The following is a 15,887-nucleotide window of genomic DNA, read 5'->3' on the forward strand; positions in this document are numbered from 1 at the left end:
TAACAGGAGAGCGATTAAGTGGCACAGTTAGAGAACATGGAAGCAATTGAGAAACGTCTTTGGGGAAGTGCTGATAACCTTCGCGCAAATAGTAACTATGCCAGTAATGAGTATTTCATGCCTGTCATGGGGCTGATATTCCTTCGTCATGCCTACAGTCGTTATCTCGCCGTAAAGCCTGAAATTGAAGCCACTCTACCTTCGCGAGGTGGTGTCACTCGCCCCCTAACGAAAGAAGACTTTTCAAGTAAGGGCTCAATCTTTCTTCAAGAGAAGTCTCAATTCGATTACCTGGTAAACCTGACTGAAGCTGATGATCGTGCTCAAGCGATGATTGACGCGATGGTTGCCATAGAGAACGATTATGAAACTCTGAAAGGTATATTGCCTAAGAGTGAATACCAAGAGCTAGATAATGACGTTCTGGGTAACCTGATTCGTACATTTAATGATCCCGCTCTTAAGAAAGTGACAGGTGATATTTTCGGGCGTATTTACGAGTACTTCCTGACTCAGTTTGCTAATCAAAGTGCCCATGATGGTGGTGAATTCTTCACGCCGGTCTCACTTGTTCAGATGATTGTTAACGTGATTGAACCTGACCATGGCGCGGTTATCGATCCTGCATGTGGTTCGGGTGGTATGTTCGTTCAGAGTGCTCATTTCATTGAAAACATGCACCAAAATCCACAGGACGTCGCAACCTTCTACGGCGCAGAGAAGAACCCGACGACGATTCGCCTAGCTAAAATGAACCTAGCGGTTCATGGTCTCGAGGGAAAAATTCAGAAAGCCATTTCTTACTATGAAGACCCGCATAACTTCTTAGGAAAAGCAGACTTCGTAATGGCGAACCCTCCGTTCAACGTAGACGACGTGGACGCGGAGAAAATTAAAAACGATCCACGACTGCCGTTTGGCTTGCCTGGCGTGAACAAAAAAGGTGCGGTTTCCAATGGTAACTACCTTTGGATGTCCTACTTCTACAGTTACTTAAACGACGAGGGGCGTGCTGGCTTTGTTATGTCGTCTCAAGCGTCCAGCTCTGGTGGGCAGGAAGCCGAAGTACGACGTAAAATGATAGAAACAGGCCATGTCGACGCCATGGTCTCTATTCGCTCAAACTTCTTCTATACCCGTTCTGTGCCTTGCGAGCTTTGGTTCTTTAATAAAGCGAAACCTGCAAAGCATCAGCAAAAAGTGCTGATGTTAGATGCACGTAATGTGTATCGTAAAGTCACACGTAAAATCTATGACTTTTCACCAGAACAACTCGCAAACCTCACCGCAATTATTTGGCTCTATCGGGGTGAAACTGACCGTTTTATCGGCTTGGTTGAACAATACTTTTCTCAGGTATTACATGAAGCTACAGCCAGCAAAGCGGTTATGGACTCGTTTTTAGTTGAGCTGCAAGGGGTGCTTGATAGATTACCTCAAGTCGATAAAGACACTAGCTCTGCATTTAACGTGTTGCGTCAAGATATTTCCGCGTTTGAATCAAATGTTGACGCTGAACACATGGTATGGGGTCAAACATCTAAAAATAATTCGGGATTACTAAACTTTGCTGTAAAAGCCGAAGCTTTGGCAGAAACCAGCCGCGACCTACTAAAACAGATTGATCAGCTCTATAAGTTTGCTGAGAAGCAAATTAAAGACAGCGATGAAAAAGGTCTTAGCAAACGTACCAAATCACTCGATGAGGCTCGTAAAGAAGCCGTGGAACAGCTCAAATTAGTTCGTTACTTTTACAAGCAGGCTCATTGGTTACAAGAACATTTTCCTGATGCAGAGCTTCAAGATGTTCCCGGTCTTGTTAAGCTGGTTGATACAGAAGAGATTGCAACCAACGACTGGAGTTTGACTCCCGGCCGTTATGTTGGAGTTGTTCCTGAGGAAGAAGATGACGATTTCGACTTCGAAGAGACATTAAGAGATATACATATTGAACTGAAAGGCTTGAATGAGGATGCATTTGAACTCGCCGCTCAAATCCAAAAGAATTTTGAGGGATTGGGGATATGAACTGGGTAGAGGTCGAGTTTCAGAAACTAGTCAATTTTTATAATCATATAAGAGTCCCTCTAAGTGGAATGGAGCGTGAAAAAAGACAAGGCTCTTATCGGTATTATGGCGCACAAAACATTATCGACTATGTCGATGACTATCTTTTTGACGGTGAGTATGTGCTGATAGCAGAAGATGGCGCTAATTTAATGACAAGAAACGCACCAATTGCTCAAATTGTTGATGGCCAGTTTTGGGTGAATAACCACGCTCATATCGTAAAAGCGAAGGAAGGCGTCAGCACCAACCGCTTTATTAATTACCTTATTAATAATAATAATCTTTCGGGGTATATAACGGGAGCAGCTCAACCTAAACTCTCCCAAAAAAATTTGAAAATAATTAAGTTTAAGGTTCCTCCGTACAAATATCAGGTCGCTATTGATGATTTGCTATCGAACTACGACAACCTCATCGAAAACAACAAACGTCGCATTGCCCTACTGGAGGAGTCGGCGCGACAGCTTTATAAAGAGTGGTTTGTGCGCTTTCGCTTCCCCGGCCATGAACATGTCAAAATTGTGAATGGGGTGCCGGAGGGATGGAAAAGCATCAAGGCAGATGATGTTGTTGATATATTGAGTGGTGGAACGCCAAAAACATCTGTTCCTGAATTCTGGAACGGTGGCATTCCCTTCTTTACACCAAAAGATGCGACGAGCTCTGTCTATGCCTCATATACAGAAAAGACATTAAGCTCTAAGGGCTTGGACAATTGCTCCAGTAAACTGTATCCCAAGAACACCTTGTTTATCACAGCTAGAGGCACAGTAGGAAAGTTAAATCTTGCGCAAAGACCAATGGCAATGAATCAATCTTGCTATGCGTTGGCTGGCAAAGAAAATATCAATCAAGTTTTTCTGTTTTTTGCGATGCAAGCAGGAATTCAGCAAGTTAAGAGTCGCGCGGTTGGGGCGGTATTTGATGCAATTATAAAAGATACGTTCAAGCTAATACCCTTTGTTCTTCCTCCGAAAGCTTTGATTGATCAGTTTACTGACTTTACCACACCGGTTTTAAATCAGATCGATACATTGTTGACTAGTAATACTAAATTGACTGCCGCGAGAGATACGCTTTTACCTAAATTAATGAGCGGAGAACTTGCCGTATGAACCCTCCACTTAACGAAGATACGCTAGTTCAAACCACCACTGCTGATTACCTGGAAACAGAGCTTGGCTGGGAGAATGTGTTCGCCTACAACACGGAAACCTTTGGCAAAGAAGGTCTGCTGGGTCGAGAGTCTGATAAAGAGGTTGTGCTTAAACGTCATCTTGGGGAAGCATTAGTTAAATTTAATCCTGGGTTACCGCAATCAGCGTACCAGGAAGCGCTACGTAAAATAACGGAAGCACCAGTAACCGAAAACACCCTACAGATTAACTTCGAACAATACGAGCTGGTTAAAAATGGTGTTCAGGTTCAGTATCGAAATGCAAAAGGTGAGCTGGAAAAGAAACGGTTAAAAGTTTTCGACTTTGATAACCCTGAAAACAATCATTTTCTTTTTGTTCGTGAGTTATGGGTGCGAGGAGATATCTACCGTCGACGTGCTGACTTGGTTGGTTTTGTAAATGGTCTTCCGCTGATATTTATTGAATGTAAGACCATTCACAAAGACATACGCCATGCTTACGAGAAAAACCTGGCTGACTATAAAGACACAATACCGCATCTGTTTTACCACAATGCGCTTGTCATATTGGCTAACGGCGTTGATGCAAAGATAGGCTCTATATCAAGTAGGTTTGAACACTTTAATGACTGGAAGCGCCTTGCGGAAGGTGATGCAGGTATTGTTGATATGGAGACCTTGCTAAAAGGTACCTGTAACAAACGGGACTTTCTCGATATCTTCGAAAACTACACGCTGTTTGATGGAAGCGAGGGAAAGTTGGTTAAAATTGTTGCAAGGAACCACCAGTTTTTGGGTGTCAACCGTGCAATAGAGGCGGTTAATAATCGTGAGGATAACAAAGGTAAACTGGGTGTATTTTGGCATACCCAGGGCTCAGGTAAGTCGTATTCGATTGTGTTCTTCGCCCGTAAGATACACCGAAAGCTTGGTGGTAACTTTACCTTTTTAATCTGCACAGACCGTGAAGACCTCGATAAGCAAATATACAACACGTTCGCTGGCTGTGGGTTAGTCGATAACGATAAAGATCCTTGTCGGGCAGGCTCAGGTGATCATCTTCAAAAGCTGCTTAATCAACACAAGTCTTATGTATTTTCATTAGTGCAGAAGTTCAACAAAGACGTCGATCCTAATGAACCTTATTCAGATAGAGATGACATTATAGTTATTACCGATGAAGCACATCGTACTCAATATGGGCGTTTATCTTTAAATTTACGAAATGCTGTACCGAATGCCAGTTACATTGGCTTTACAGGTACGCCGTTGTTTAAGGACGATGAAATAACAAGACGCGTGTTTGGTGATTATGTATCGACCTATGACTTCCAGCGAGCTGTCGAAGATAAAGCAACAGTACCATTATATTACGACGCAAGAGGCGAAAAGCTGGGTTTAGCAACAAATGAGCTTAACGAGAAAATTGCCGAAAAGCTGGAAGAGATGGAAATTGAAGACCAGGATGTTTCTGAGCGGCTCGAGAGGGAGCTCAAACGGGATTACCACATCATAACCTCGCAATCTCGCCTTGAAGATATTGCTACTGACTTTGTTGAACACTACAGCACCGGTTGGGAAAACGGCAAAGCCATGATGGTGTGTATTGATAAGGTCACCTGTGTTCGCATGCAGCAGATCATTCTGGAGAAGTGGCAAAATAAGATAATCGACTTTGAGAAAGAGCTTGCTCGCCTGAGTGATGAACAGTCGATTATGGAGATGGAGCGTAAGCTCGAATGGATGCGTGAAACCATCATGGCAGTGGTTGTTAGTGAAGAGCAAGGTGAGGTCGATAGATTCAGAAAGTGGGACTTAGATATCACACCACATCGCAGGTTAATAAAGGAAGGGTTTGAAACTTCTGACGGTAAACGCCTGGATATGGAGAGCGCTTTTAAAAAAGAAGAGCACCCATTCCGTGTCGCGATTGTTTGCGCCATGTGGCTAACCGGGTTTGATGTGCCTACCATGTCGACGCTTTATCTGGATAAGCCACTTAAAGCTCACACCTTAATGCAGGCTATAGCGAGAGCAAACCGAGTATCTGAAGGAAAGAACAACGGTTTAATCGTTGATTACTGTGGAATACTTAAAAATCTAAGAAAAGCTTTGGCAACCTTTGCTGGGCATACAGGCAGCGGTAGTGGCGCAGGAGAGCCTCCAGAAGAGATTGATCCAGTAAAGCCTGAGGAAGAGCTGTTAGCTGACCTTTCGGAGTCCATAGAGGCTGTCAGAGCGTTTTTGAGTGATACTGGCTTTAGGTTAGAGGACATACTGGATAAGACAGGGTTCGAGCGTAATAAAGCCATTATAGAAGCGAAAGAAGTCGTTAATCAGAATGATGAAGCGCGCAAGCGTTTTGAAATTATTTGCCGCGAAGTATTCAAGAAGTTTAAGGCATGTATAACCATTAGAGCGGTTAATGATTACCGAGCATCTTATGATGCAATTAACATCATATATAAAAGCCTCCAGGATGATGTTGAGAAAGCTGATATATCAAGCGTAATGCGTGTGCTGCATGAGCTTATTGAAGAGAATATTGAGCCTGCTAGTGGTATTACTGAGAAAAGTAAGCTTTACGACATTAGCAAAATTGACTTTGACCGTTTACGTAAAGAGTTTGAGCGCTCTCCAGCAAAGAATACGGCGGTTCAATCGCTAAAAGAAGTCATCGAGAAGAAGCTCTTAAAAATGCTAATGCAAAACCCGACTCGTACAGATTTCCAAAAACATTATGAACAAATTGTAAGCGACTATAACAGCGAGAAGGATCGAGTAACCATAGAGGCTACCTTTGACGCGTTACTAGAGCTGGTAGATGAACTTACTGAGGAAGAACAACGAGCAGTCAAAGAAGGCTTGTCTGAAGAGTCGCTGGCGCTGTTTGATATATTGGTAAAGCCTGACCTGTCGAAACGCGAGGTGGATAAAATAAAGAAAGTAGCTGAAGAGCTATATCGTCAATTAGATGAAGAAATACATCGAATACAGAACTTTACAGCCAAGCAAGCAACCCGTGATGAAATAAAGATCAAAATTAAAGACTTCTTGTGGGATGAGAAAAAAGGTTTACCTGAAAGCTTCGCTCCTGATGAAGTTGAGCAAAAGACCGAGGTTGTATTCGAGTTCTTGATGCAGAAGCATAAAAATGGATTTTCAGGGGTGAGGCATTAGCCTGAAAAGTTATTATTATCTTTTGAATGCTGCTGAGTGTCACTAGCTTTGAAAAGGTTTACCAGATATGGAGTAACTAAGCCTTGAATATTTATGTAGGTATAACGTTGGGTGTAATCATTGGAATCGTTGTGACCTTAGTCGGTCACGAGAGCCTTGCTAGTCGCGATGTTAATATCAAAATACAAACAATATCTAATGGCGTTATTGCAGTAGCCGCTTGCATAGCGTTAATTATTAATTATTTCTCGATAAAAAGTCAGAGGGACTCGCGTCGGTGGGAAGTTAATAAAGGAATATTATTAGAGTTAAGCACGACACTGTCTGACCTGATAGCCCAAACAAGCAAACTCGTCGACAATGAATTTTGCAATGTACAAGGTATACCTCAAGATCATAAGTTCACGCCCGATAATTCAATATATAAAAAGTTTAACCGGCACTTGGCTCACACCAGGGATGTATATGGCGCTGTACTAGGTAGTCAAATTGTAAGCGCTATTGAAGACTATAGAAGAGAAGCCGAAGTGATCACCAAGGGCGTTGAGGTAGACGCAATAAGTTTGTTTGAGGCATATGATGCAGAACTCGCTGCTCAGAATGCATTACAAAAAGCTTTAAGCCAGCATATAAAAAAGTGCGCGAATATATAAGAAGAATAGTTACGGTGCGAGTTGATGAGTTTAGACTAATCCTAAACTGGAATGATGCTGTGCGTCTCATATAAAAAGCGCTTAATAGTAATTCCACTGCACTTTAGGATCTAGAACGCTGTGTGGAGATGAGGTAGCTGCTCTTCGATAGACGCAATTATTTCCTTTTGATGGCCCCTACGAATCATGTTGTTAACCTTAACAGCTTGGTATACCGCTTCTAAACACTGATCAGTCAACCAGCCTTTTGTTACCGGCAGTGTAAAAATGACCCCCTAACGGCAATTGAAAATTGACCCCCTGAAGTAAACTAGCGGTTTTTCTCAAGAGGCCGCTTTCGATGTTAACTCAGGAGATGGTTGTGACCATTAAAGTACTCAAGCACCAAGGTAAATCGATCAAAGGGATAGCGCGCGAAACAGGCCTGGCCCGCAACACTGTTAAAAAGTATTTGCAGCAAACCGAGAGTACGCCGGTTTATCAACGCAGCGTTGTGCGTCCGAGTAAGCTTGACCCCTTCAAGGATTATATTCAGGCGCGCATCAACGCGGCTCATCCAGATTGGATACCAGCAGCCGTGCTCTATGAAGAGATCTTGGCCCGTGGCTACCAAGGCAAAATAAGGATCCTCAGCGAGTATGTTGCGGCGTTCAAACCTAAGCAGGCAGCCGATCCGCTCGTACGATTTGAAACTGACCCAGGCAAGCAATTGCAGGTGGACTTCACCATCGTTCGCCGTGGAGCCTATGCGCTCAAAGCCTTCGTGGCGACGCTGGGTTATTCACGTGCAAGTTATGTGCGGTTTTACGATAACGAGCGCACAGAAGCCTGGATTGACGGCCTTGAGCATAGCTTCGACTTCTTTGGTGGGGTGCCACACGAAGTGCTGTTCGACAATGCTAAGACCATCATGATTGAGCGAGACGCTTATTCAGATGGCGAGCATCGTTGGAACCCGAAGCTTCTCTCAACCGCTCAGGACTTTGGCTTTCATCCTCGTGTTTGTCGCCCCTATCGGGCTAAAACTAAAGGCAAGGTTGAACGCTTTAACCGTTACCTTAAATCAAGCTTCGTCGTGCCTCTGCAGGCAACGCTAAGAACCTCAGGCTTACGTTTAGATGTGCAGACTGCGAATGGCTATGTCGGTCGCTGGCTGACGCAGGTGGCGAATGCTCGAGTGCACGGTACGACCGGAGACGTACCAAACCAGCGCTTAATAACGGAGCAAGAGGCGTTATTGCCGTTGCCGATGAAGATCGGCAGCGTGTACCAGCTGCAAGCATCGCGTCGTGTGCCAACACCTTACGAGAGCTTGCAGCACCCACTCAGTGTTTATGACCAGATGTTGCGAGGTGCGCATGAATTTACAGTCTGAACGTATTGCCGATGCTTGTCGGCAACTTGGTTTATACGCGTTGCCTGAAGCCTGGCCATCGATTGCTGAGCATCACCTAGCCCAAGAGGGCTCTTACGCGGACTTCATCGAAAAGCTTTTAGCTGAAGAGCTGAAAGCAAAAACCCAGCGCACCAAGGCGACTCTACTCAAGTTCGCGGGTTTACCCAATATCAAAACGCTTGAGGAGTATGACTTTAACTTCGCCAGCGGCGTGCCCAAAGCACAGCTGACAGAGCTCTCTGGCCTGAGCTTCATCGAACGACACGAGAATGTCGTGATGCTTGGTCCCAGTGGTGTGGGTAAAACGCATCTAGCTATTGCGCTTGGTTACAAAGCCATCATGGCCAGCACTAAAGTGCGCTTTATTACGGCAGCAGATCTGATGCTGCAACTGGCGACAGCACACAACCAAGGCAAGCTGAAAACTTACCTACAACGCGTTGTAATGAGTCCAAAGCTACTCATCATCGATGAAATCGGTTACCTGCCGTTTGGCCGCGAAGAAGCAAATCTGTTCTTTAACGTGGTCGCAAAACGCTATGAGCGTGGTAGCACATTACTGACCAGCAATTTACCGTTTAGCCAGTGGGCAGGTGCATTCGCGAACGACACAACATTAACAGCCGCGATGCTAGACCGCCTGTTGCACCATTGCCATGTGATTCAAATTAGTGGTGAGAGTTACCGGTTGAAGGACAAAAAGAAGATAGGTATTGCGCCGATACTCGGTGAAATTTAACCCCAGGGGGGTCAAAATTAGATTGCCGAATTAACCCCAAAGGGGGTCAAATTTAAACTGCCGTTGACACTTTAAAGACATTCACGTAATCATCAATAACTTCTTGCCTGATTTCGCTGCAATCGAATGCGGTATGAGCCTCAACGCAGTTTGTGTACGAATCATGTTTTAAGAAATCGTGCTCAGCTTTAGGTACAGGAACATGGAAGTTATCTAGTCCCGCCTGAAAATAAAACTGGTTGATTTCCGAGTTTATTAATAACACTAATAATCTAGGTTCGAGTGAGGCTACGACAAAGAATTTATTTTTGGGTGGAGTCGTAAAATCGCAATACTTGTATAGTACGGCTCCAACTCTAAGATTACTCCCGGCTAGCTGGGCTAATAGGCTTTGACTGGTAGGCATCCGTCTCCCTTGCTCGTAATCTTCCCTAACACCTGATTACGATCAAGGGTGTCTATTCTGGTGAAGTTCTATTAGTAAGTCGCTATTTTCAAGCGTTGACAAGATAGCTTCAACAGGCATGAAGCTATTACGCCCTGCATTTTCCCAAGCCTCATCGTGACTAAGGTCACCTAAATCTTCATTCTCACTGAGCGCGATAACCTCATCCATACATAATAAGTCTGAACCGCTAAACAAGTCTTCGTTTGCTTGTCGTTTTGCAATTACGGTATGACTCGCCCCTAATGTGACTGGTGAATCAATTGAGAAAGGTAATTCTTGACCGTTTCGGATGGTTTTCAGCAAATCATAAGCAGCTGATGGAACAGGACCTTTTTCCATTGCTGAATATTTATCATCAAAAATAAAGCGCCCATATCGCTCCATATGGAGTTTGTCGGCAAGGTAGAATACCTTTAACACGTTGTACATATTTTTCTTTTGAGCAGGGGCGCGTTCCGCTACGTAAGCGAAAGCTTCGAGTATCCTTGAAATGCTCTCTTTATTCATAGCTCCCACCACAGAAAAGTCGACATAAGGGCAAAATTAAATCACCATGTATCATAGCGGATAACAGTACAAAAATAAAGCACTATAGTAAGACTTCGGCTCCTTAGACACTTTATATCTTCATAAAAAATCGCCAGCTTTTGACCTCTCCCCAAAGGCAATACCCCTAGTTGCCGACGTCGCTCGTTTACTTGGTTGGTGTATTCTTCTGACATCGGGTTGATACCCCGCCGCCGATTTTTCGCATCCGAAATAGAGTCCCCATGAAGTCATACTCTTCAGCAAAAATCGAGCCATGAATGAGCTTCTTCAATCGAGGTCTGAGTAGATCTCGCAAGAAAAACTATTGTTTATCCTTCATTCCTTACCTCTCACTTCAAACCGAGTAAAACTTTGAGTCACAAAGACCCGAGTCATCCAACCGGTAACCAACCATTTTCCCGTTGTCGGCTACTGACCAATCAACACAAGCGATCGATTCGGATTGTAAGCAAGGGCGACCTTTCATCCAGTAATGACCGATAAATAACGGTTTTTGATTATCGTAACCGGGCATCGCATTACCAGGTACTTCGTCCATCGGCAAGCTAGACGGATCTTTCACGCCAATCGCAAGTGCTTTGTAGCTGCGATCGTCTTCTCTCCACCACTTAGTTCTTATCTTCGATCGCTCGTTATCATCCTTGTCCAAAAATGAGTAGCCTGGAGGAAGTGGAACCTCCCAGCCTTTACAGAGCACTTCTATAGCGTCATAAAGTGGATGGCCTTTAGTATTGGCAGTGCTCCAAGCGTCATGATGAAGAACACCATCTGATGAAAAGTCTTCAAGAACCGATAGGGAAGGTTCGTGCCAGCATGCATGCACGACTCGCAAGGCGGGTAAATTTAAATACAACGGCAAAGTTTTAAACCACTCGACTGTATCAGCGTACCAACCTGAATCCTGCGTTGCTTCTTTTAGGAACGCTTTGTGTTGTTTGAAGTTCTTATCTGAGTGCTCTCGTAAATGGTTGCCGTCTTCATCTTCGGTGGCCCAAGCAACAGCATTAAACTCATGGTTACCCATTATGCAAATTGCAGAGTCTGCCTCACACATACGTTTGATGATATCAACCGAGCGCCTCTGATGAGGTCCCCTATCAATAAGATCACCCACTGACACTAAGATCCGTTCAGGATGTCGATAAACGCCTTTGCTTTCTCGGTATCCCATTTGTACGAGCAAGGCCTCAAGTTCATCTGCGTGCCCGTGGATATCTCCAATAATGTCGTACATCTTCGCTCCCTTAATCTCGGCTATCTACCTGTGGCAATTTTGAATTGTATTTCCTTCGCTCGACATTTCATGTCGCACCCTCAAATTTAAATCTTTCGAGGTAATACTCAGTTCACTGCAAAGGCTCAGCTATCTCTCTTAACGATGCCCGTATAGTCGTCCAATCAGCCGCTAAGTTTACGGTTCGGATATAAACACGCTTACCATTAATTACGTAGCGCTCATTTACCTCGTTGGTTACAACCGGATAAATCAGCATTCCCTCTACGCCGTATCTTTTATTGTGAGCGCTATAGCTATCAATGTAGGAAAGGAGTTGGTACAAGTTGGCCGAATGCAGACTTTGTTTATCGTAGAATGAGCTCAGCGTTTGCTTGTAGTACTTCGCGTCGATGATGAGCTTTTGACTCTTAGATGAAAGAGAAATGTCTGTTCGCATAGTTGGAAGCAACGACAATGTAGGATCAGAGTCACTCGATGCCAGCCAACGAATTTGCTCACTCTTAGGCGCCAGCCTTGGAAACTCACTTTTGAAGAAATTTAAGAGGAACGCCTCATAGAGGCTCGCCATTTGCTTTTCTTCCCTCAGAAAGTCTTTAAATTTAAAGTCACCGGTTGTTTCATCAATGAACGATAGGGACTGAACAAGCTCACATATGCTCAAAAGAAACGCGTAGTAGCGGTTATTGAAATTAAGCTGGACTTTCCGAAAGACAAATTTATTGAGCTGAATATCATCGATTTCGTGCAAGTCGCGATAGAGTGATCTTAACCGGCGGCGTAAATCAGCGTCCAAAGTTCCAAAATTCGTCAGTAACCTTAACGTCGTTTTTATGATCCTGTTCGGCAGAGTATTGGCCGTGAACTCATCAAATTCGCATTGAGCTCTACCATGTGCAATAAGCTTTTTCCGAGCACTTACGGCAATGTCAATTCGACCTCGAAGTGAGCTAAGCTCGTCATTGTGTAATTCGTACCCTCTGTCTAGACCCCGTCGTAGGACATGGTTTACACCGCCAATAAGCACCGTCGCAAACAAGTCAACGAGCTCAGTAGAATCTAATTTCGTAACATCAATCACTTCACCTTCGGGAAGTTTATTCCAGGCATAGCAAAGCAAGTAGTAGATATTTTGAATCGGAATACTGCTTGCCATTATATTTTGAGGCCCTCGATTAGCGATTCCGCTTTTTCTGGGGCGTCAAACCAGTACTCCCGAATCAAGGGGGCTATTTCACGTCGAATTATTTGGTGATACCAGTGAGCGTCAGGTGCAGTTGAATCAGGAAAATTACAGAAAAAGCTGTGACCAATACAAAACCCATTACCAAGGTTGGTGACGTCGTTGGCTATCTGCTGGTTTAAATAGGTCATTTTGGCCGTGATGGCTTTAACAAGTTCCTTATTCACTCCGTTGGCTTTCAAGTGTTCACTGAACAGGTCGGTTTGGAACCCTGGGCTCAAGTTGAAAAAGGCAAAACGTCTGCGCAGAGCGTAATCCACCATCGCCAGAGAACGGTCTGCAGTATTCATTAACCCAAGGATATGAATATTCTCAGGCACATAAAACTTATCCTCGAGGTCGTCGCCATAAGTCAGGTTGATTGCCCAATCAGGGCCTCGCTTATCCGACTCAATCAACATCATGAGCTCGCCGAAAACTTTGCTCAAGTTTCCTCGATTTATCTCGTCGATAATGAATACATAGTCAGCTTCCGGATCATGTTTGGCTCTCATGCAGAAGTTATAAAAGACGCCATTTTTGAGCGTAAAACCGACACCGTCTGGCCTGAAGCCTTGAATAAAGTCTTCGTAAGAATAGGACTGATGAAATTGCACCATCTCTACTCTGTCATTATCTTTTTGACCGAATAATAGATAAGCGAGACGTTTGGCGAAGAATGTTTTACCCGTGCCAGGTGGCCCTTGAAGAATTATGTTTTTCTTTGCCCTGAAGCTATCGAGAATGTCATGAACCTCGTCTTCTGATATGAATACTTCGCTCAGAACATCATCACTCCCGTAACTGCTAACGTTGCTTTTCGTATTGGTAGCTAAAATAGCCTCGTATTCGCTTTTAGTGAGCCTGAACAAGCTACCTTGATTACTCGATAGGACCTCTGACTCCGACAGCTTAGGGTTGGCTTTAAGCTCCTCCCATGAAGGTCTCTCCCGAGGCGGTATAATTCTGACAATTTTGAAAGAAATTTTTTCCTTGTCATCTTCATCGTCAACGAATGAACCCTTGGTTATTTCGAATTCTGCTATGACTTTTTTAGTCGGCGTTGATTCATAGCCTATAACACGGTCACCGGGCTTCACTTTCTGGAAATAGTCGAAGATGCGGCGCTTATTACCATTCTCATTGTGCGTGGTGTAACTTTGCTCCTCGTTCAGCTCATGCGCCTCTATTCGCCAGTGTTTAGGGTTTGCATTGAGCCACCAATAACTGATGTCTTTAGCTGCGTTCTGGTAGTCATTCGCGGGCTTTGTTTCCTCGTTAACCTCGTTCGTTGGTTTCCACTGCTCGACTAACGGTGAAACGTAAAAATCAATTTCCCCAGATTCGCTTTCAGCTTCTAAGCGCTCGCGTAGTTCGTACATCGACTGATCTAACTCAAGATCAGTCATGCTCGAAAGAAGCTTGCGATCAATATTGCCAATGCGGTTGAGTATCTTCTTTTTATTATTGTTGACCACCGTACGCTCGAAATAATCGGGGAAACAGTAAAAGCGCAGCACGTGGCGGAACATTCGTATTCCTTTTTGTGGAATATTACTGAGCCACTGTGCAAAATTTATCGGATCTCTAAGAAGTTCTTTCCGCTCTGAGGGATTTAGTAACTTTACCTCTCGCATGACTTTGATTGCGTCAGCAACTTCTTCCCAGCGAAGTGTATTGTATGCTGTCCCTGTATTAACTATTCCGCCAAGTGCACTCTTATCGAAAGCTACATCAGAAGAAGGTTCCTCCAGGCCACTCCAGCTCCATATCCGCTGAACGTGAGCAATTTTAGTCGTAGGCTTGATATTTGTTTGTAACGCGAACAGCAGCCAATGTATCTCTGCCATCAAAGCAATTGCTTGCGGTGAGAGCCCCTGTAACTGCTTCTCAAGCTTTTCGTAATAAGAGCTATCGGATATGTCAGGATTATCAACAAAACCGCTCCTGAGCTCTTCCAGGGCGTCTAACGTCCACAGATTCTCCTCTGACAACAGTGAACCATCTTCAACTAAGCAATTTTCTTTCCATGTATCAATTGCTGAGAGAAGTTTCGATGAATCATGTTCGGCGCAATACCTTGCCATTCTGAATCCCTATTTTGAATATTTTGAAGCTAGTGTTTTGTTACCTCATCATGCCAGCTTTAATAACTTCTTCAATCAGTATGTTGACTAAATGATCTTGCCCTCCTCTTGAACCTAGAAAGAAACTCATTAGGAATGTTTTGGACAATTCAAGCTGACCAGCAAAACCTCTTGATTCCAAGAATCTTAACTAGCCAAAAAAATACGTTTTAGCACAGTTGCAACTTTCTCAAATTTCAGCGCCCAACTGCAGTATAGATATATCTGTACTCACGGTTTTTGGGTCATCAGCTTCTAGGCTATATGTGACATGGTTTAGAGGTTGTTTTAGAAAAGCCTTAAATAAGGCAAAGTAATATGCTGCTTTTTTGGTGCTTTTTGAGCGGAGTTTAGGGTGTTGCTGAAGGAGGTATGTGATGTCAGATATGCCTAAAAATACCTCCTAAAAATTGTGGTGACCTATCCGAATTTAAGCCTTAGAATTTCTCAACACTCCATTTTAAAGCAAGAGAATAAATAGCAATGGCCAAGGATGCGCTCAGTAAGTCTAGTCATTTAACCATTAAAGGCACTCGCTATTACTCGGCAGAGGGCCTATTCAAGAAAAAATCTCTAAGATCTGGTGACACAGTTGAGTTGCTCCATGATGAGAACAATCCATTTGATCCCTGGGCTGTAGAGGTTATACACACTCGTAGCAAATCCAAGTTAGGGTACCTGAGTCGAGGAGTATCGAAAAAGTACTGCCAACTTCTTAAACAGAAAAAAATTGTATCGAGTGAGATAACGCAGGCACGCGAGCAGGATGGTAACTTATTAATTTCAATCATAATTACCGCTAACTACCAGACACCCAAGCTTCCCTCTTTCATTGCAGATACTGACAATATTTCAGCAGTTTATTTGATAATTAATAATTCGTGCAAAAGAGTATACGTCGGCTCTTCGCGGGAGGTGAGATCTCGCCTCAAAAGTCATTTTACCGATTTATCTTATGGATGGCATCAGAATAGCTTACTGCAGTCAGACTACCAATTAAGCAAGTTAACAGATTTTAAAACAGTCATTATTCCTGTAGATGATGACAAAGTAAAAAGAGAGAGGCTTGAAGCAGAGCAAATAAAGTCTTTATTAGCTCGCAAGGTACACATTTACAATATGACCGAAGATG

Annotated in this window: 11 protein-coding genes; 7 read left to right on the plus strand and 4 right to left on the minus strand. The window is 43.7% G+C overall.

Annotation, left to right across the window (positions count from 1 at the left end; translation table 11 throughout):
* Positions 1-18: 18 nt before the first annotated feature.
* The 6 genes from ACQ5ES_RS07420 (at position 19) to istB (ending at position 9,176) form a co-directional block, all read left to right on the plus strand.
* A complete protein-coding gene (locus ACQ5ES_RS07420; protein WP_445015314.1) occupies positions 19-2,028 on the plus strand; it encodes a class I SAM-dependent DNA methyltransferase in 2,010 nt (669 codons plus the stop codon).
* Entirely contained in the window at positions 2,025-3,185 is a 1,161-nt protein-coding gene (locus ACQ5ES_RS07425) for a restriction endonuclease subunit S (protein ID WP_445015316.1), read from the plus strand. The genes ACQ5ES_RS07420 and ACQ5ES_RS07425 overlap by 4 nt, the downstream gene beginning before the upstream one ends.
* Positions 3,182-6,388 (plus strand): type I restriction endonuclease subunit R, encoded by a 3,207-nt coding sequence (locus ACQ5ES_RS07430; protein WP_445015318.1) that lies wholly within the window; start codon positions 3,182-3,184, stop codon positions 6,386-6,388. Before ACQ5ES_RS07425 ends, ACQ5ES_RS07430 begins: the two co-directional genes overlap by 4 nt.
* A gap of 83 nt (positions 6,389-6,471) precedes the next feature.
* A complete protein-coding gene (locus tag ACQ5ES_RS07435) occupies positions 6,472-7,041 on the plus strand; it encodes a hypothetical protein (protein WP_445015320.1) in 570 nt (189 codons plus the stop codon).
* A 340-nt stretch (positions 7,042-7,381) separates the two neighbouring features.
* Positions 7,382-8,416 (plus strand): IS21 family transposase, encoded by a 1,035-nt coding sequence (gene istA, locus ACQ5ES_RS07440; RefSeq protein ID WP_445015322.1) that lies wholly within the window; start codon positions 7,382-7,384, stop codon positions 8,414-8,416.
* Positions 8,400-9,176 carry an IS21-like element helper ATPase IstB gene (gene istB / locus ACQ5ES_RS07445; protein WP_445015324.1) on the plus strand — a complete coding sequence of 259 codons (777 nt, stop codon included), beginning with the start codon at positions 8,400-8,402 and terminating at the stop codon, positions 9,174-9,176. The genes istA and istB overlap by 17 nt, the downstream gene beginning before the upstream one ends.
* Positions 9,177-9,624: 448 nt before the next feature.
* Here the strand turns inward: istB and ACQ5ES_RS07450 are convergent, their stop codons facing one another.
* The 4 genes from ACQ5ES_RS07450 to ACQ5ES_RS07465 form a co-directional block, all read right to left on the minus strand.
* Positions 9,625-10,131, minus strand: coding sequence for a type II toxin-antitoxin system antitoxin SocA domain-containing protein (locus ACQ5ES_RS07450; protein WP_445015326.1), 507 nt, complete (start codon positions 10,129-10,131; stop codon positions 9,625-9,627).
* A gap of 376 nt (positions 10,132-10,507) precedes the next feature.
* Complete coding sequence (locus tag ACQ5ES_RS07455; RefSeq protein WP_445015328.1) at positions 10,508-11,407, minus strand: metallophosphoesterase; 900 nt, start codon at positions 11,405-11,407, stop codon at positions 10,508-10,510.
* A 112-nt stretch (positions 11,408-11,519) separates the two neighbouring features.
* Complete coding sequence (mcrC, locus tag ACQ5ES_RS07460) at positions 11,520-12,563, minus strand: 5-methylcytosine-specific restriction endonuclease system specificity protein McrC (protein WP_445015330.1); 1,044 nt, start codon at positions 12,561-12,563, stop codon at positions 11,520-11,522.
* Complete coding sequence (locus tag ACQ5ES_RS07465) at positions 12,563-14,716, minus strand: AAA family ATPase (protein WP_445015332.1); 2,154 nt, start codon at positions 14,714-14,716, stop codon at positions 12,563-12,565. The genes mcrC and ACQ5ES_RS07465 overlap by 1 nt, the downstream gene beginning before the upstream one ends.
* Before the next feature lie 522 nt (positions 14,717-15,238).
* Here ACQ5ES_RS07465 and ACQ5ES_RS07470 point away from each other — a divergent pair.
* Positions 15,239-15,887 (plus strand): HIRAN domain-containing protein (locus tag ACQ5ES_RS07470; RefSeq protein ID WP_445015334.1); only part of this gene is annotated, 649 nt, incomplete at its 3' end.

The organism is Pseudidiomarina xizangensis (assembly GCF_052541995.1).

Coding starts and splice junctions, on each gene's coding strand:
- ACQ5ES_RS07425 (WP_445015316.1), top strand. CDS start 2,025: ATGAACTGGGTAGAGGTCGAGTTTCAGAAACTAGTCAATTTTTATAAT.
- ACQ5ES_RS07430 (WP_445015318.1), top strand. CDS start 3,182: ATGAACCCTCCACTTAACGAAGATACGCTAGTTCAAACCACCACTGCT.
- istA (WP_445015322.1), top strand. CDS start 7,382: ATGTTAACTCAGGAGATGGTTGTGACCATTAAAGTACTCAAGCACCAA.
- istB (WP_445015324.1), top strand. CDS start 8,400: ATGAATTTACAGTCTGAACGTATTGCCGATGCTTGTCGGCAACTTGGT.
- ACQ5ES_RS07450 (WP_445015326.1), bottom strand. CDS start 10,131: ATGAATAAAGAGAGCATTTCAAGGATACTCGAAGCTTTCGCTTACGTA.
- ACQ5ES_RS07455 (WP_445015328.1), bottom strand. CDS start 11,407: ATGTACGACATTATTGGAGATATCCACGGGCACGCAGATGAACTTGAG.
- mcrC (WP_445015330.1), bottom strand. CDS start 12,563: ATGGCAAGCAGTATTCCGATTCAAAATATCTACTACTTGCTTTGCTAT.
- ACQ5ES_RS07465 (WP_445015332.1), bottom strand. CDS start 14,716: ATGGCAAGGTATTGCGCCGAACATGATTCATCGAAACTTCTCTCAGCA.